Source organism: Bradyrhizobium genomosp. I (2014), from assembly GCF_000261685.1.
Lineage (GTDB): Bacteria > Pseudomonadota > Alphaproteobacteria > Rhizobiales > Xanthobacteraceae > Bradyrhizobium.
This window is the reverse complement of the sequence record NZ_AJQE01000162.1, coordinates 14,766-30,173: the sequence shown is the minus strand read 5'-3', so window position 1 is coordinate 30,173 and position 15,408 is coordinate 14,766. Positions and strand designations below refer to the sequence as shown.

Here is a 15,408-nt window from a genome sequence, read left to right as displayed (position 1 = left end):
TCGCTGCGCTCGCAATGACGGAGCCTGCGGCAGACGCCTCGTTCCAATATGACAACCGCACTTGTTGCACTCCCCGATCGCCGACACTTCCAGTCACCCAACCAACCACAGGAATATGAAATGACACGTGTTCGCTGCGTCACCGAGATGGGCATGGGCGTCGACGTCCACGGCAGGGACGCCACCAAGGCCGCCAAGCGGGCGGTGTCGGATGCCATCAGGCATTCGAGCCTCGGCTTCTTCCGGATGATCGGCAAGACCGCTAACGACATGTTCGTCGATGTCACGATCGCGGTGCCCAATCCGGAAAGCGTCGACAAGGAAGCCGTCGCCAAGGAGCTGCCTTACGGCACGGTGACCGTCAACGCCGTCAAGGGCGGGCTGGAGATTCCCTCGGCCACGGAAGTGGCCAACGACCCCATTCTCATCGCCAATGCGGCGGTGATCGTCAGCTTTGAGAAGGATTAGGCGGGTGTCCGATAGCGATTTGGCGCTGCTGGATCGTCCAATCTGGAGCGCACTGACGACGCGCCAGAAGCACCTGGCCGAGGGTGGTCCGCGGGCGCTGCGTTACCCCGTGGACATGACGCCCTTTGCCGACATGGTCGACATGTCCGCCGCAAGCTTTGCCGCGCTCGGCGATCTACTGTCCGGCACTCGGGTCGCTGCGCTATTCACGCCGGAGCCGGTCGAAATTCCTTCCGGCTTCAAGGTGGTGCTCGCCGAGACGGGTGAGCAGATGATCGGCTCGCCCGCCGACAGTCCGCTTCGCGATGCCGAGATCGTCACATTGGGTGCTGCCGACGTTCCCGCCATGATGGCACTGACTGAGCTGACGAAGCCCGGTCCATTTGCGCTGCGGACCCATGAACTCGGCACTTTCCTTGGCATCCGAGCCGGTGGCGAATTGGTTGCGATGACGGGGGAGCGGATGAAGCCGGGAAGGTTCGTCGAGATGACGGCCGTCTGCGTGCATCCGGACTATCGCGGCCGCGGCTATGCACAGGCGCTGCTCGCGGCGGTCGCGCGCCGGATCGAGGCGCGCGGCGAGATTCCGTTCCTGCACGTGTTTTCGAACAATACGTCTGCGATTGCGCTGTACCAGCGGCAGGGAATGCGGATTCGGCGTCGCCTGCACGTCACAGTGCTGATGAAACAGGGATGAGCTGCGCGGCGGGCTTCATATCCCGCGAATTCGCGCTATATCGATGCCAACCACAATTGGGGGGAATACATGGACGCGAGAACACCTGATTTTTCCGCCGCACGAACGGCGATGCAGCGCTATGTCGATCAGGAGATCATTCCGGGCGCATCCTGGGCGGTTCTGCGTGGGCGCGAGGTGGTCGACCAGCAATGCGTCGGCTTTGCCGACCGCGAGGCGAACACGACGCTTCGGCCCGACCATATTTTCCGCGCGTTCTCGAACACCAAGATCTTCGTCACCTGCGCGATCATGCTGCTGGTGGAGGAAGGCCGCATCGGGCTCGATGATGCGATCGAGACATTCCTGCCGCAGCTCGGCAATCGCAAGGTGCTGAAGCAGGGTGCGGCAAGTCTGTCGGACGTCGAGCCGGCGAAGAGCCCGATCACGATCCGCCAGCTCCTGACCCACACCGCCGGTCTCAGCTACGGCATCTTCGATCCCGGCACGGTGCTGTTCAAAGCCTACAACGAGGCGCGCGTGCTCAATCCGCTGACACCGCTCGCCGACCTGATCGACCAGCTCGCCGAGCTGCCGCTGTCCTATCACCCCGGTACGGCCTGGGAATATTCGGTGGCGACCGACGTGCTCGGCCGTGTCGTGGAGGTCGTCTCCGGCCAGGCGCTCGATGTCTTTCTGAAGTTGCGCATCTTCGATCTGCTCGGCATGACCGATACCGGCTTCCACGTTCCGGAGGCGCAGCAAGGCCGGCTGGTTGCGCTCTACAATGGCACCGATGTGCTCGATCCCATGAAGCCTGGCCTCACCCGGGCCGACCATCTGCCTTATCCGCAGGCCTATCGGCGGCAATTGCCGCGCCTGTCGGGCGGTGGCGGTCTGGTCTCGACCTTGCCCGATATGCTGGCGCTGGCCCGCGCGCTGCTGCCGGGTTCGGATACGCTGTTGAGGCCGGACACGCTCCGGCAGATGATGACGAACCAGCTGCCCGCAGGCCAGACCATCCGCTTTGCCAATCTCGGTCCGAGCCCCGGAAAAGGGTTTGGCCTCGGCGGCGCCGTCACCTTCGCGCCGACGCCGTTCGATCCCCCGAACTCGATCGGCGAATTCCAGTGGGGCGGCCTTGCCGGCACCCATTGGTGGATCTGTCCTGAGGCCGATACCGCCGGCGTGCTGATGACGCAGCGCTACATGGGATTCTGGAATCCGTTCTTCTTCGAGTTCAAGCGCTTGGCCTATCAGGCGGTCGGAGGCTGATCCCGAAAGAATTGGACACCGCCGCGCAGTGGTGACCGAGATGACTTCCAGATATCGGAATCCATAGATTGCCAAACTATCTCGGCCTCGATGGTTTTCGCTTCGGCTGGGTCGCAGCGTGGATCGACGAGCGCGGCCATCACGGCTTCGACTATTCGCCGGGCCTGACGCGCCTGCTCGCGATGCCGCATGCGCGCACGATGATCGACATGCCGATCGGATTGAATCCGCGCGGATACCGCGCTTGCGACCTGCGTGCACGCGAGCTGGTCGGCCCCGCCGTGTTTCTCGGTGCGCGCCGCGACCTCTGGACGTTTCCCGATATGGCGACTGCCAACCGCCACTACTGGCAGCACGAAGGGGCGGGCAGGGGTGTATCCGCCCAGCTCTGGAACATCAGGGACAAGATCCGGGACGTGGATGCGATCATGACGCCGGCGCGGCAAGCGGTCGTCGGCGAGGCGCATCCGGAATTGATCTTCTGGAATCTGGCAGGGAGAGCACGTCTCGCGAGGAAGACATCGGCGCAAGGCCGCGAGCAGCGCACCGCGCTCCTGGCGCAGCGCGGTTTCACGCGACTGCAGGGATGGCTGACGCAACGCCACGGCACTGGCATCGGCAGCGACGATCTCATCGACGCCTGTGCCTGCGCGGTCGCGGCACGTGACAGCGCGCAGCGTGTCGGCGGCGAGGAGGTCGATCCGCGCGGCTTGCGGATGGAGATCAACTATTGAAACCGATCGAGCCTCTCGATCGCTTTCACCTGCAAAATGCCCGCGTTTACGGCTCGGTTTCACGGAGTCATGCTCGTCATCCAGTCTTGCGCTTCTCGATGTTCGTCCGTCTCCGATGCGCAGCACGGCCAATGGTCCCTGTGAAATCCGTATCGCCTTGCGCCGTTCGCCGGCTCGCCTAGATTGGGCGACGTCTCGCGAATGCAGCCGGAGTGCCGATGTCCGATCTGTCCGCCTTTCCCATCACCAAGCGCTGGCCCGCCAAACATCCCGAACTGCTTCAGCTCTATTCCTTGCCGACGCCGAACGGCGTCAAGGTCTCGATCATGCTGGAGGAGATCGGGCTTCCCTACGAGGTCCATCTGGTCGATTTCGGCAGGGACGACCAGAAGACGGCCGAATTCCTCTCGCTCAATCCGAACGGCAGGATCCCGGCGATCCTCGATCCCAATGGCCCCGGCGGCAGGCCTCTGCCGCTGTTCGAGTCCGGGGCGATCCTGCAGTACCTCGCGGAGAAGACCGGCAAGCTCCTGCCGGAGGACGCCGCGCGCCGCTACCAGACCATCCAGTGGGTGCACTTCCAGATGGGCGGCATCGGGCCGATGTTCGGCCAGGTCGGCTTCTTCCACAAATTCGCCGGCAAGGATTTCGAGGATAAGCGGCCGCTCGAACGGTACGTCAATGAGTCCAAGCGCCTGCTCGGCGTGATGGAGACGCATCTTTCCGGCCGGCAGTGGTTCATGGATGACGACTACACCATCGCCGACGTCTCCATGCTCGGTTGGGTGCGCAATCTCATCGGCTTCTATGGCGCCGGCGATCTCGTCGAGTTCAGCCGGTTCAAGGCGGTCGGCAACTGGCTCGAACGCGGGCTGTCGCGTCCGGCGGTGCAACGCGGGCTGAACATTCCGAAGCGGCCGTGATCCTAGAACAGCCGTCCGCCGTTCGCCACGGGTCTGCTCGGCTGCACCAGCACGACCTTGCCGTTCGCATCGGGGAAGCCGAGCGTCAGCACCTCGGAGACGACTGGGCCGATCTGGCGCGGCGGGAAATTGACGACGGCCGCGACCTGTTGCCCCACGAGGGTATCGAGTGGGTGGTTTTCAGTGATCTGGGCCGAGCTCTTGCGCACGCCGATGGCGGGGCCGAAATCGATCCACAGCCGCCATGCCGGCTTGCGCGCCTCGGGGAACGGCTTGGCGTCGACGATGGTGCCGACGCGGATATCGACGGCGAGGAAGCTGTTGAAGTCGATCGTCGGCGAGGCGGCCGCTGCGGGATCGTGGGTGACGTGCATGGGATGTCCGTTCGGCGAGTTGGCGTCGTTCGCAATATTGTCGCGCGAACCGGAGTTTCGTACAACGCCACGTCCATCACGATACGCCATGCGCGAGGAATGTCTTGCCCAACATCATCTACGGCATCAAGAACTGCGACACCATGAAGAAGGCCCGCGCCTGGCTCGATGCCCATGGCGTGGCTTACGAGTTTCACGACTACAAGGCGGCGGGCGTGGAGAAGGACCGGCTCAAGCAGTGGAGCGACGAGGTCGGCTGGGAGATTCTGCTCAATCGCGCCGGGACGACCTTCAAGAAGCTCCCCGACTCCGACAAGGAAGGCTTGAGCGAGAAGAAGGCGTTGGCGTTGATGCTAGCGCAACCATCGATGATCAAGCGGCCGGTGCTGGAATTCGGCGGCAAGCTGCTGGTCGGCTTCAAGCCGGACATCTATGCCAGGGAGGTCGGTGGCAAAGCGCGCTGACTGCTAGTTCAGCTCGATGATCTCGGTGGTGATGCCTTGATCCGGCTGGTCGGAGAACTCGACCGCCTCGGCGGGTGCGATGCGGCCGGGAGCGCGATGAAACAGCTCGCGATCGATCACTGCGCGCATCTTTGGGCGGGGCAGCGCGTCATTTCCGCGCATCAGATTCTTGATCTCGAAGCCGCCGTCCTCGCAGAACGTCTTGATCGAGGCGATGACGTGACAGACCCGCCCGTCGATCTGGAAGGGCAGCAGCAGCCGTTCATAGGCGACGATGCGCCCGCTGCTGTCTTCGACGTTGGCCACGCTGTAGACGGGCAGCCCGCGCGCCACGCATTCATGATAGATCGGCATCACGAACGGAACGAGCCGCGGCCCGACATAATCGTCGAGCAGAACGCCCTTGCCGGAATGTCCATAGGCGCGCGAGATGCGCGTACCCTCGCTCTGGATGATGAGGCGGGGCGTCGGCGTTGAAAATTCCACCGTATAGTAGATGATATCCGACAGCTCGTCCTCGAGCCGTGCAGGCTGGTACTCCCAGATCGCGGGCGCGATCTGCTGGCGCGCATAAAGTCGCAGCCACGTGTTCAGGAGATCTCGTTGCCGGATCGACTTGACGACGGAGGGAGCGGCGCTTGCAAAGTCCAAAGCAATATTCTCCGCACGTGAAGACCCTCGCATGATCCCGCTTGCGAGAAAATTTTTGATGAAGGCTGGCGCACGGAACGAAAGACCGTTAACGACGGCTTGATGGCCGGTGCCTTGCGAACCGGGAGGCCGGGCAGGCACGCATCAAGACATCTCCGACTAAGGGAGCATTCGTACCCCAGCCGGAGGCTTGATCTGCTCAGCTTTCCACCTTGCCTAACCCCCGTCACCTCCGGCATATTCCGCGCCCGGAGGCGGCGCCCCCGGGTGGGCCCAAGGGCCTCCGGACAGCCGAAGCAACAAGGACAGCCACGCGCCTTGCGGGCAGGGGGAAATCTGTTTGGCCGATGAGTTCATTCTCGAAACGGAAGGCTTGACCAAGGAGTTCGCGGGCTTCTTCGCGGTCCGCGACGTTGCGCTCAAGGTTCGCCGTGGGAGCATTCACGCGTTGATCGGCCCGAACGGGGCCGGCAAGACGACCTGCTTCAATCTCCTGACCAAGTTTCTCAAACCGTCAGCCGGAAAAATCCTGTACAAGGGGCAGGACATCACGGCGATGGCGCCGGCCGACGTGGCCCGCATGGGTCTTGTGCGTTCGTTCCAGATTTCGGCGGTATTTCCGCATCTCACCGCGCTGGAAAACGTCCGTGTCGCGCTTCAGCGTCAGCACGGCTCTTCGTTCGATTTCTGGCGCTCCAAGTCCGTGCTCAATCGCTTCAACGATCGCGCGCGCGAGCTGCTGAGCGATGTCGGCCTCAGCGAGTTTGCGGGCACGCCCGCGATCGAGATGCCTTATGGGCGCAAGCGCGCACTGGAGATCGCAACGACGCTCGCGCTCGACCCAGAGATGATGCTGCTCGACGAGCCGATGGCCGGCATGGGCCACGAGGATATCGACAAGATCGCGGCGCTGATCAAGCGCATCTCCGCGAAATACACCATCCTCATGGTCGAGCACAATCTGAGCGTCGTCGCCAACCTTTCCGACATCATCACCGTGCTGACGCGCGGGCAGGTGCTCGCGCAGGGCCATTACTCCGAGCTCACCAAGGACGAGCGCGTCAAGGAAGCCTATCTGGGAGCCGGTCATGCCTGACACTGCGATTGCCGAGGCTCCGGCCAGGGCTGCGAGCGGCGGAAACATCCTTCAGGTCCGCAACCTCGAAGCATGGTACGGCGAGTCCCACATCCTGCACGGGATCAATTTCGACGTGAACGCGGGCGAGGTCGTCACCTTGCTCGGGCGTAACGGCGCCGGCAAGACGACCACGCTGAAGTCGATCATGGGCATCATCGGCAAGCGCTCGGGCTCGGTGAAGTTCAACAACCAGGACATCATCCGCGCGAGCTCCGACAAGATCGCGCGGATGGGCATCGCGTTCTGCCCGGAAGAGCGGGGCATATTCTCCAGCCTCGACGTGCGGGAGAATCTGATGCTGCCGCCGGTGGTCCGTGAAAGCGGACTGCCGCTCGATCAGATCTTCGAGCTGTTCCCGAACCTGAAAGAGCGGCTGGGCAGCCAGGGCACCAAGCTGTCGGGCGGTGAGCAGCAGATGCTGGCGATCGCGCGCATCCTGCGCACCGGCGCGAGCTTCCTGATGCTGGACGAGCCGACCGAGGGTCTCGCGCCCGTCATCATCCAGCAGATCGGCCACACCATTGCGCGGCTCAAGAAGGAGGGTTTCACGATCCTCCTCGTCGAGCAGAACTTCCGGTTCGCGTCCACCGTCGCGGATCGCTATTATGTGGTCGAGCACGGCAAGATCATTGACGGATTTTCCAACGCCGAGCTTGCCGCCAACATGGACAAGCTCCACACCTATCTCGGTGTCTAGGGCGATCGGAAATTTCACCAACCAAAAACTTTGAGGAGAAGCCGCATGCACACCAAGTCAATCGCTGCATTCTTGCTCGGTACGGCGCTGGCGATTACCGCGACCGGCGGCGCTCTCGCGCAGGACAAGACTGTCAAAGTCGGTGTCTTGACCGACAATTCCGGCCTCTATGCCGACCTTGGCGGCCCGGGCTCGACGTTGGCCGCACAGATGGCAATCGAGGATTCCAAGCTTGCCACCAAGGGCTGGAAGGTCGATCTGATCTCGGCCGACCATCAGAACAAGCCTGACATTGGCACCGCGATCGCGCGACAATGGATCGACGTGGAGAAGGTCGACGTCTTCATGGATGTGCTGAACTCCGGCGTGGCGCTGGCGGTCAATAACGTCGTGAAGGAAAAGAACTCGGTCATGATCAATTCGGGCGCGGCGACGTCCGATCTCACGAACGCGCAGTGCACGCCCAACACCGTGCACTGGACCTACGATACGTACATGCTGGCACACAGCACGGGGCAGGCGTTGGTGAAGGCCGGCGGCGATACCTGGTTTTTCATCACGGCCGACTATGCCTTCGGTCACGCGCTCGAGCGCGACACTGCGGCAGTCGTCAAGGCAGCCGGCGGCAAGGTTCTCGGAGACGTCAAGGCGCCACTGAATAACGCTGATTTCTCCTCTTTCCTTCTGCAGGCCCAGGCATCGAAAGCGAAGATCATCGGCATGGCCAATGCCGGCGGCGACACCACCAACACGATCAAGCAGGCTGCGGAATTCGGCATCGTCAAAGGCGGTCAGAAGCTGGCGGGCCTCCTGCTGTTTCTCACCGACGTCCACTCGCTCGGTCTCAATGTCGCGCAAGGCCTGAATCTTAGTTCGACGTTCTACTGGGATATGAACGATCAGACCCGGGCGTTTGCGAAACGGTTCGCCGAGCGTGCGAAGAACAAGGCGATGCCGACTATGGTCCAGGCGGGCGTCTATTCCGGCCTGCTGCATTATTTCAAGGCGCTCGAGGCCCTAGGCGGAAATCCGCACGATGGTGCCAAGGTGGTCGCGAAGATGAAGGAGATGCCGACCGACGATCCGTTGTTCGGCAAAGGAAGCATCGAGCCGAACGGCCGTGCACTGCATCCTGCATATCTTTTTGAGGTGAAGGCGCCTTCGGAATCGAAAGCACCCTGGGACTACTACAAGCTGGTCGGCACGACCCCGGCGGACAAGGCCTTTAGGCCGCTCTCGGAGAGCGCCTGTCCGCTGGTGAAGAAGTAAACATGGCTTGCGGCCGTCGGCGTTCGAGAGACGCTTGCGGCCTCTTCGACGCAAGCCGAACGAGATAATTGGGACCGGGTGCGGGATCGATGCAGGCTCTATTCGCTCAGCTACTGGTGGGACTGATCAACGGCTCGTTCTACGCGCTGCTCAGTCTCGGGCTCGCCGTGATCTTCGGCATGCTCAACATCATCAATTTCGCCCATGGCGCGCTCTACATGATGGGGGCCTTCGTCGCCTATTTCCTCCTGAACCTCGGCGGGATCAACTACTGGTGGGCGCTGCTGCTGGCGCCCATCATCGTCGGCATCTTCGGCATGATCCTGGAACGGACCATGCTGCAATGGCTGACCGGGCTCGATCACCTCTACGGCCTGCTGCTGACCTTCGGCATCGCGCTGATCGTGCAGGGTGTGTTCCAGAACTATTTCGGCTCCTCCGGCCTGCCTTACGCCATTCCGGACCAGCTCAGGGGCGGCATGAATCTCGGCTTCATGTTCTTGCCCGTCTATCGCGGCTGGGTGGTCGTGTTCTCGCTGGTCGTGTGTCTTGCGACCTGGTTCCTGATCGAGAAGACGCAGCTCGGCGCCTACCTGCGCGCCGCCACCGAAAATCCGACGCTGGTGCGCGCCTTCGGCATCAACGTGCCGCGCATGATCACGCTGACCTACGGCCTCGGCGTCGGTCTGGCCGCGCTCGCGGGCGTGCTCTCGGCGCCGATCAACCAGGTGCGGCCGCTGATGGGCGCCGATCTCATCATCGTCGTGTTCGCGGTGGTCGTGATCGGCGGCATGGGATCGATCATGGGCTCCATCATCACCGGCTTTGCGCTCGGCGTGATCGAGGGCCTGACCAAATATTTCTACCCCGAGGCCTCCAACACCGTCGTGTTCGTGCTGATGGTGCTGGTGCTCCTGGTGAAGCCAACGGGATTGACGGGAAGGGCGGCCTGACATGACAACCCTGACGGACGACACGCTGCCGACAACCCCTCGCGCGGTGCGCGACGAGATGATCGTATTCGTGATGATGGCGCTGCTGCTGGCAGCGGTGCCGTTCACGGGAGTCTACCCGTTCTTCGTGATGCAGGCGCTGTGCTTTGCGCTGCTCGCCTGCGCCTTCAATCTGCTGATCGGCTATGGCGGATTGCTGTCCTTCGGCCACGCGATGTTCCTGGGCACCGCCGGCTATTGCAGCGCGCATGCGCTGAAGGTGTGGGCGTTGCCGCCCGAGCTCGGCATCCTCGTCGGCATCGCCGCGGCTTTCGTGCTCTCGATCATCACGGGCTACATCTCGATCCGCCGCCAGGGCATCTATTTTTCGATGATCACGCTGGCGCTGTCGCAGCTCCTGTATTTCATCTACCTCCAGGCCCCGTTCACCCACGGTGAGGACGGCATCCAGGGCATTCCGCAGGGGCACATGTTCGGCGTCTTCGATCTGTCCAAGCCCACGGTGCTGTACTATGTCGTGCTGGCGGGCTTCCTCGCCGGCTTCCTCTTGATCTTCCGCATCATCAACTCGCCGTTCGGCGAGGTGCTGAAGTCGATCCGCGAGAACGAGCAGCGCGCGATCTCGCTCGGCTACCGCACCGACCAGTACAAGTTCCTGGCGTTCGTCCTGTCGGGGACGCTGGCCGGCTTTGCCGGCGCGCTGAAGGTGTTCGTGGCGCAAAACGCCTCGCTCACCGACGTGCACTGGACGATGTCGGGCGAGGTCGTGCTGATGACGCTGGTTGGCGGTCTCGGTACCATCTTCGGACCCGTGGTCGGCGCCTTCGTGATCATCGCCATGCAGCAATATCTGGCGGGCTTCGGTCAGTGGGTGACGGTCATTCAGGGTTCGATCTTCGTGATCTGTGTGCTCACGTTCCGCCGGGGCGTCGTCGGCGAAATCGCGCATTACTTCCGGCGATCGCTCTAAGTATCTGATTCAACATTGGTTTATAGGTCGTTTGAAAGCGGTGGATGACCCGGCTCCGCGGGCGTGAGATGACACGCGCGCGGATCGAAAATGGTCTATGACAGTTTTGTGACGGTCCCTTCGGGCCTGGCCATTTCCAACCGGTAGCCTATCCCCATGATGCGATGGTTTCGTGCGTTCCTGCCCAAGGAGGAACGGTTCTTCGACCTGTTCGACCGGCATGCCCAGACGGTGATCCAGGGGGCGATCGCGCTCCAGGGCATGCTCAACGGAGGCGAGGAGACGCCGGTCTATTGCCAGCGGGTCAACCAGTTCGAGAACGATGCCGACAACATCACGCGTGAGGTGCTGACGGCGGTGCGCCGCACCTTCATCACCCCGTTCGACCGCGGCGACATCAAGAACCTCATCACGTCGATGGACGATGCCATCGACCAGATGCAGCAAACGGCCAAGGCGGTCATGCTGTTCGAGGTTCGCACCTTCGAGCCTCCCATGCGCGAGATCGGCGGGCTCCTGATCGAGTGCGCCAATCTGGTCGGGCGTGCGCTGCCGCTGATGCAATCGATCGGACCGAACGTCGCCATGCTGTCCGCCATCACCGAAGAACTCGGCAAGCTGGAGGGCCGGGTCGACGATCTCCACGACATCGGTCTGAAGGAGCTGTTCCTCAAGCATCGCGAGGGCAATGCGATGGACTTCATCGTCGGCGTCGAGATCTACGACCACCTCGAAAAGGTGGCCGATCGGTTCGACGACGTCGCGAACGAGATCAACAGCATCGTCATTGAGCAGGTGTAACGCATGATCCGGAAAAGTGTGCCGCGGTTTTCCGCACAGATCATGCGCAAGGTTTAAGGCAGGGTTGCCGTGGATGCCGCGTTGGGTCTTCCCGTCCTGGTCGGCTTGATTGCCGTCGCGCTGCTGTTCGACTTCCTGAACGGCCTGCACGACGCCGCCAATTCGATCGCGACCATCGTCTCGACCCGCGTGCTGCGGCCGCAATTCGCGGTGTTCTGGGCCGCGTTCTTCAATTTCGTAGCCTTCATGGTGTTCGGGCTGCACGTCGCCCAGACCATCGGCACCGGCATCATCGATCCCGCGATCGTCGATGCCCAGGTGATTTTCGCCGCGCTCATGGGTGCTATCGTCTGGAACCTCGTGACCTGGGCGCTCGGCATCCCGTCCTCCTCGTCGCACGCGTTGATCGGCGGGCTCGTCGGCGGCGGCGTGGCCAAGGCGGGGATTTCAGCGGCGGTCTGGAGCGGCCTGTCCAAGACGGTGCTGGCGATCGTGCTGTCGCCGCTGGTTGGTTTCCTGCTCGCAATGATGCTGGTGGCGATCGTGTCCTGGGCCTCGGTGCGCTCGACGCCGTTCGCGGTCGATCGCGCTTTCCGCATCCTGCAATTCGCCTCCGCCTCGCTCTATTCGCTCGGCCACGGCGGCAACGACGCACAGAAGACCATGGGCATCATCGCGGTGCTGCTCTATTCGCAAGGGTATCTCGGCAGCGACTTCTCGGTGCCGTTCTGGGTGGTGCTGTCGTGCCAGGCGGCGATGGCGCTGGGCACGCTGATGGGCGGCTGGCGCATCGTCCGCACCATGGGCCTGCGCATCACGAAGTTGACCCCGATGCAGGGCTTTTGCGCCGAGACGGGCGGCGCCGCGACCCTGTTCATGGCGACCTATCTCGGGGTTCCCGTCTCGACCACCCACACCATCACCGGCGCCATCGTCGGCGTCGGCGCCGCCCGCCGCGTCTCGGCGGTGCGCTGGAACGTCGCCAGCTCGATCGTCTATGCCTGGGTGATCACGATCCCGGCCTCGGCCATCGTCGCGGCGCTGACCTGGTGGCTGGTCCAGATCTTCGTCAGGTGACGAATTTCAGCCCGGCAATCCCGGCGACGATCAGCGCGATGCTGGCAAGACGGAAGGCCGTTGCCGGCTCGCCGAACAGGACGATGCCAAGCGTCGCAGTGCCGACCGCGCCGATGCCGGTCCAGACCGCATAGGCGGTTCCGACCGGAAGGGATTTGAGCGCAAGTCCGAGCAGGATGACGCTGCCGGCCATGGCAACCAGGGTGATCGCCGATGGAATGATCCTGGTGAAACCCTCCGTGTATTTCAGGCCGATTGCCCAGGTGATCTCCAGAAGACCGGCGACAAACAGGATGCTCCAGGCCATGACGACCCTCCATTTAGGCAGGGTCGTCCCCGCGGCTGATGTGCTGAGAAACGGAAGGCCGTCCTTCCCGAAAGCCGATATGGGGCTGGCCGAATGGCTCCGCAATCACCAAATGAGGCTTGATCAGGCCCGTTTTCCCTGCCACACGCTCCCGCCATGTCCGACATCGCCATCACCACAGCCGAATCGCCGGCCCGTTCCCCGCTTGCCGCTGAAGTGGCGCGACGGCGGACCTTTGCGATCATTTCCCACCCTGACGCCGGCAAGACCACGCTGACCGAGAAGCTGCTGCTGTTCGGTGGCGCCATCAATCTCGCTGGCCAGGTCAAGGCCAAGGGCGAGCGCCGCAATACGCGTTCCGACTGGATGAAGATCGAGCGCGAGCGCGGCATCTCGGTCGTGACCTCGGTGATGACCTTCGAGTTCGAAGGCCTCGTGTTCAACCTCCTGGACACGCCGGGCCACGAAGACTTTTCGGAAGACACCTACCGCACGCTCACCGCGGTCGATTCCGCCGTGATGGTGATCGACGCTGCCAAGGGCATCGAGGCGCGCACCCGGAAGCTGTTCGAGGTGTGCCGCCTGCGCGATATTCCCATCATCACCTTCATCAACAAGATGGACCGCGAAAGCCGCGACGTCTTCGAGCTGCTCGACGAGATCGAGAAGACGCTGGCGCTCGACACCACGCCGATGACCTGGCCGGTCGGTCGCGGCCGCGACTTCCTCGGCACCTATGATGTCGTCAATGGCGGCGTGCGCCTGCTCGAAGGCGGCGGCGCCAAGACCGGCGCGGCGCAGCAGATCGAGATTGAAGAACTGGCCAAGCTCAACGCCCATCTCGACGTCTCTGCCGTGAAGGACGAGCTCGAGCTCGTCACCGAGGCGTCAAAGCCGTTCGAGCTCGAAGCGTTCCGCGAAGGCCATCTGACGCCGGTTTATTTCGGCAGCGCGCTGCGCAATTTCGGTGTCGGCGACCTCCTCGAAGGCCTCGGCAAGTTCGCACCCGAGCCGCGTGCGCAGGACAGCGACCAGCGCAAGGTCGAGGCCACCGATCCGCGCATGAGCGCCTTCGTGTTCAAGATCCAGGCCAACATGGATCCGAACCACCGTGACCGCATCGCCTTCGCGCGGCTCTGCTCCGGCAAGCTCAGCCGCGGCATGAAGGCGAAGCTCGTACGCACCGGCAAGAGCATGCCGCTCTCGAGCCCGCAGTTCTTCTTCGCCCAGGACCGTTCGGTGGCGGACGAAGCCTTCGCCGGCGACGTCGTCGGCATTCCCAATCACGGCACGCTGCGCATCGGCGATACGCTGACGGAAGGTGAGGATTTCAACTTCGTCGGCGTGCCGAGCTTCGCTCCGGAAATCGTCCGCCGCGTCCGTCTCACCGACGCGATGAAGGCGAAGAAGCTGAAGGAAGCGCTGCAGCAGATGTCGGAGGAGGGCGTGGTGCAGGTGTTCCGCCCGCGCGACGGCGCGCCGGCGCTGGTCGGTGTGGTCGGTGCGCTCCAGCTCGACGTGCTGAAGGCGCGGCTGGAGGCGGAATATTCGCTGCCGGTCGAGTTCGAGGTCAGCGAATTTCAGCTGGCGCGCTGGGTCTCCTCGGAGGACCGCAAGAAGCTCGACACCTTCATCGCCGCCAACACCTCCAGCATCGCCGACGACGTCGACGGCGATCCCGTCTATCTCGCCCGGAACGAGTTCTACCTCGGCTATACCAAGGAGCGCGCCGAGGGCATCGAGTTCTCCAACGTCAAGGACGTCAAGAAGAAGGGGTAGGGCAGCCACGTCCCTCCGCCGTGCAGCCATACCCTCCGCTGTCATGCCCCGGCTTGACCTCAATAGCGGATTTGAACGCGCATGTGAACGAGCGCAGGCTTGATACGGGGGCGGCCGGTGCCGATTTCCATCGGAGCGGGTCCTGCGGTTTCGTGGTCATGTGGCGTTCCATCCTTGTGTTCCTCCTTGTGGCAATTCTGCCGGCACCGGCCGATGCGTGGCGCCGCCCTCTCGAAGAGGAGCCGTTCTCGTACGAGCCGTGCGGCGGGCCTTTTCAGGGGCCTTGCATCACCGAGATCCCGTTTCAATTCGGCGAGACTCTCCAGCTCACGGTCGAGAGCGTTCCATCGCAAGCGGACGGCGCGAAGTACCGGCGGCCCGATCATGAGCTGAATACGATAGGTGATCTCTTCGCCGAGTTGCGCTCGTGTTGGTCACCTCCCTCCGCGGACCATGCGCGGGCGGGCATGCAGATGTCGGTGCGGTTCAGCCTCAACCGATCGGGCGGCCTGATCGGCCCGCCGCGCATGACATTTGCGACCGCGGGCGTCCCCGCCGACACCAGGACGACCTATCTCGACGCCATCAACGCATCGTTGAAGGCATGCCTGCCGCTGAAATTCACCAGCGGCTTTGGCGGCGCGCTGGCGGGCAGGCCGATCGCGATCCGCTATATCGATAATCGCGAGCTTGCGAAGTAGCACGGCTCTGTCTCCTCCTGAGGAGCGCGCACCGCGCGCGTCTCGAAGGATGAAAGGCCCCGCTGTCGCAACAACCGGGCCTACATGGTTCGAGACGGCGCTGATGCGCCTCCTCACCATGAGGAGGAAGAGTTGCGAGCGGCGGCCAATC

General features: G+C 63.0%; 18 protein-coding genes. 15 read left to right on the top strand and 3 right to left on the bottom strand.

Annotation, left to right across the window (positions count from 1 at the left end; genetic code table 11):
- Positions 1-120: 120 nt before the first annotated feature.
- From IC50_RS15370 to IC50_RS15350, 5 genes are all read left to right on the top strand, one after another.
- The gene (locus tag IC50_RS15370; protein WP_035706005.1) at positions 121-468 is read left to right on the top strand and encodes a Lin0512 family protein; all 348 of its coding nucleotides are present in this window, start codon (positions 121-123) and stop codon (positions 466-468) included.
- Between the two features lie 4 nt (positions 469-472).
- The gene (locus IC50_RS15365; RefSeq protein ID WP_035706002.1) at positions 473-1,165 is read left to right on the top strand and encodes a GNAT family N-acetyltransferase; all 693 of its coding nucleotides are present in this window, start codon (positions 473-475) and stop codon (positions 1,163-1,165) included.
- Between the two features lie 69 nt (positions 1,166-1,234).
- Positions 1,235-2,419: a serine hydrolase domain-containing protein gene (locus IC50_RS15360; RefSeq protein ID WP_085973759.1), complete on the top strand. Its 1,185-nt coding sequence runs from the start codon at positions 1,235-1,237 to the stop codon at positions 2,417-2,419.
- A gap of 68 nt (positions 2,420-2,487) precedes the next feature.
- Positions 2,488-3,153 (top strand): DUF429 domain-containing protein, encoded by a 666-nt coding sequence (locus tag IC50_RS15355; RefSeq protein WP_035705997.1) that lies wholly within the window; start codon positions 2,488-2,490, stop codon positions 3,151-3,153.
- Between the two features lie 218 nt (positions 3,154-3,371).
- Positions 3,372-4,076 (top strand): glutathione S-transferase family protein, encoded by a 705-nt coding sequence (locus IC50_RS15350; protein ID WP_035705995.1) that lies wholly within the window; start codon positions 3,372-3,374, stop codon positions 4,074-4,076.
- 2 nt (positions 4,077-4,078) lie between these two features.
- On the opposite strand, the gene IC50_RS15345 is transcribed toward IC50_RS15350, so the two are convergent.
- Complete coding sequence (locus IC50_RS15345) at positions 4,079-4,450, bottom strand: tRNA-binding protein (protein WP_035706081.1); 372 nt, start codon at positions 4,448-4,450, stop codon at positions 4,079-4,081.
- Positions 4,451-4,554: 104 nt separating this feature from the next.
- On the opposite strand from IC50_RS15345, the gene IC50_RS15340 reads away from it, so the two are divergent.
- Entirely contained in the window at positions 4,555-4,914 is a 360-nt protein-coding gene (locus IC50_RS15340) for an ArsC family reductase (protein ID WP_035705992.1), read from the top strand.
- A gap of 3 nt (positions 4,915-4,917) precedes the next feature.
- On the opposite strand, the gene IC50_RS15335 is transcribed toward IC50_RS15340, so the two are convergent.
- Positions 4,918-5,598, bottom strand: a complete 681-nt coding sequence (locus IC50_RS15335) for a hypothetical protein (protein WP_035705989.1) — start codon at positions 5,596-5,598, stop codon at positions 4,918-4,920.
- Between the two features lie 307 nt (positions 5,599-5,905).
- Between IC50_RS15335 and IC50_RS15330 the strand changes: the two genes are divergently transcribed.
- The 7 genes from IC50_RS15330 (at position 5,906) to IC50_RS15300 (ending at position 12,470) form a co-directional block, all read left to right on the top strand.
- Positions 5,906-6,661 (top strand): ABC transporter ATP-binding protein, encoded by a 756-nt coding sequence (locus tag IC50_RS15330; protein WP_035705986.1) that lies wholly within the window; start codon positions 5,906-5,908, stop codon positions 6,659-6,661.
- Positions 6,654-7,400: an ABC transporter ATP-binding protein gene (locus IC50_RS15325; RefSeq protein WP_035705983.1), complete on the top strand. Its 747-nt coding sequence runs from the start codon at positions 6,654-6,656 to the stop codon at positions 7,398-7,400. The genes IC50_RS15330 and IC50_RS15325 overlap by 8 nt, the downstream gene beginning before the upstream one ends.
- A gap of 45 nt (positions 7,401-7,445) precedes the next feature.
- Positions 7,446-8,669, top strand: a complete 1,224-nt coding sequence (locus IC50_RS15320; protein ID WP_035705979.1) for an ABC transporter substrate-binding protein — start codon at positions 7,446-7,448, stop codon at positions 8,667-8,669.
- Positions 8,670-8,758: 89 nt separating this feature from the next.
- Complete coding sequence (locus IC50_RS15315; RefSeq protein ID WP_035705977.1) at positions 8,759-9,622, top strand: branched-chain amino acid ABC transporter permease; 864 nt, start codon at positions 8,759-8,761, stop codon at positions 9,620-9,622.
- A gap of 1 nt (position 9,623) precedes the next feature.
- Positions 9,624-10,592, top strand: coding sequence for a branched-chain amino acid ABC transporter permease (locus tag IC50_RS15310; protein ID WP_035705976.1), 969 nt, complete (start codon positions 9,624-9,626; stop codon positions 10,590-10,592).
- Between the two features lie 156 nt (positions 10,593-10,748).
- Positions 10,749-11,393 carry a DUF47 domain-containing protein gene (locus tag IC50_RS15305; RefSeq protein ID WP_035705973.1) on the top strand — a complete coding sequence of 215 codons (645 nt, stop codon included), beginning with the start codon at positions 10,749-10,751 and terminating at the stop codon, positions 11,391-11,393.
- Positions 11,394-11,462: 69 nt separating this feature from the next.
- Positions 11,463-12,470, top strand: a complete 1,008-nt coding sequence (locus tag IC50_RS15300) for an inorganic phosphate transporter (protein ID WP_035705971.1) — start codon at positions 11,463-11,465, stop codon at positions 12,468-12,470.
- Here the strand turns inward: IC50_RS15300 and sugE are convergent.
- A complete protein-coding gene (gene sugE, locus IC50_RS15295) occupies positions 12,463-12,777 on the bottom strand; it encodes a quaternary ammonium compound efflux SMR transporter SugE (protein WP_035705969.1) in 315 nt (104 codons plus the stop codon). The two genes, IC50_RS15300 and sugE, sit on opposite strands and share 8 nt — an antisense overlap.
- Before the next feature lie 156 nt (positions 12,778-12,933).
- Between sugE and IC50_RS15290 the strand changes: the two genes are divergently transcribed.
- Both IC50_RS15290 and IC50_RS15285 read left to right on the top strand, forming a co-directional pair.
- Positions 12,934-14,556, top strand: coding sequence for a peptide chain release factor 3 (locus IC50_RS15290; RefSeq protein ID WP_035705967.1), 1,623 nt, complete (start codon positions 12,934-12,936; stop codon positions 14,554-14,556).
- Between the two features lie 158 nt (positions 14,557-14,714).
- The gene (locus tag IC50_RS15285) at positions 14,715-15,257 is read left to right on the top strand and encodes a hypothetical protein (RefSeq protein ID WP_035705965.1); all 543 of its coding nucleotides are present in this window, start codon (positions 14,715-14,717) and stop codon (positions 15,255-15,257) included.
- Positions 15,258-15,408 lie beyond the last annotated feature (151 nt).

Excerpts from the sequence above, each read along its gene's own strand:
- IC50_RS15335 (WP_035705989.1), bottom strand. The coding sequence starts at position 5,598 with ATGCGAGGGTCTTCACGTGCGGAGAATATTGCTTTGGACTTTGCAAGC.
- IC50_RS15350 (WP_035705995.1), top strand. The coding sequence starts at position 3,372 with ATGTCCGATCTGTCCGCCTTTCCCATCACCAAGCGCTGGCCCGCCAAA.
- IC50_RS15320 (WP_035705979.1), top strand. The coding sequence starts at position 7,446 with ATGCACACCAAGTCAATCGCTGCATTCTTGCTCGGTACGGCGCTGGCG.
- IC50_RS15370 (WP_035706005.1), top strand. The coding sequence starts at position 121 with ATGACACGTGTTCGCTGCGTCACCGAGATGGGCATGGGCGTCGACGTC.
- IC50_RS15290 (WP_035705967.1), top strand. The coding sequence starts at position 12,934 with ATGTCCGACATCGCCATCACCACAGCCGAATCGCCGGCCCGTTCCCCG.
- IC50_RS15325 (WP_035705983.1), top strand. The coding sequence starts at position 6,654 with ATGCCTGACACTGCGATTGCCGAGGCTCCGGCCAGGGCTGCGAGCGGC.
- IC50_RS15305 (WP_035705973.1), top strand. The coding sequence starts at position 10,749 with ATGATGCGATGGTTTCGTGCGTTCCTGCCCAAGGAGGAACGGTTCTTC.
- IC50_RS15345 (WP_035706081.1), bottom strand. The coding sequence starts at position 4,450 with ATGCACGTCACCCACGATCCCGCAGCGGCCGCCTCGCCGACGATCGAC.
- IC50_RS15315 (WP_035705977.1), top strand. The coding sequence starts at position 8,759 with ATGCAGGCTCTATTCGCTCAGCTACTGGTGGGACTGATCAACGGCTCG.
- IC50_RS15285 (WP_035705965.1), top strand. The coding sequence starts at position 14,715 with ATGTGGCGTTCCATCCTTGTGTTCCTCCTTGTGGCAATTCTGCCGGCA.
- sugE (WP_035705969.1), bottom strand. The coding sequence starts at position 12,777 with ATGGCCTGGAGCATCCTGTTTGTCGCCGGTCTTCTGGAGATCACCTGG.
- IC50_RS15310 (WP_035705976.1), top strand. The coding sequence starts at position 9,624 with ATGACAACCCTGACGGACGACACGCTGCCGACAACCCCTCGCGCGGTG.
- IC50_RS15360 (WP_085973759.1), top strand. The coding sequence starts at position 1,235 with ATGGACGCGAGAACACCTGATTTTTCCGCCGCACGAACGGCGATGCAG.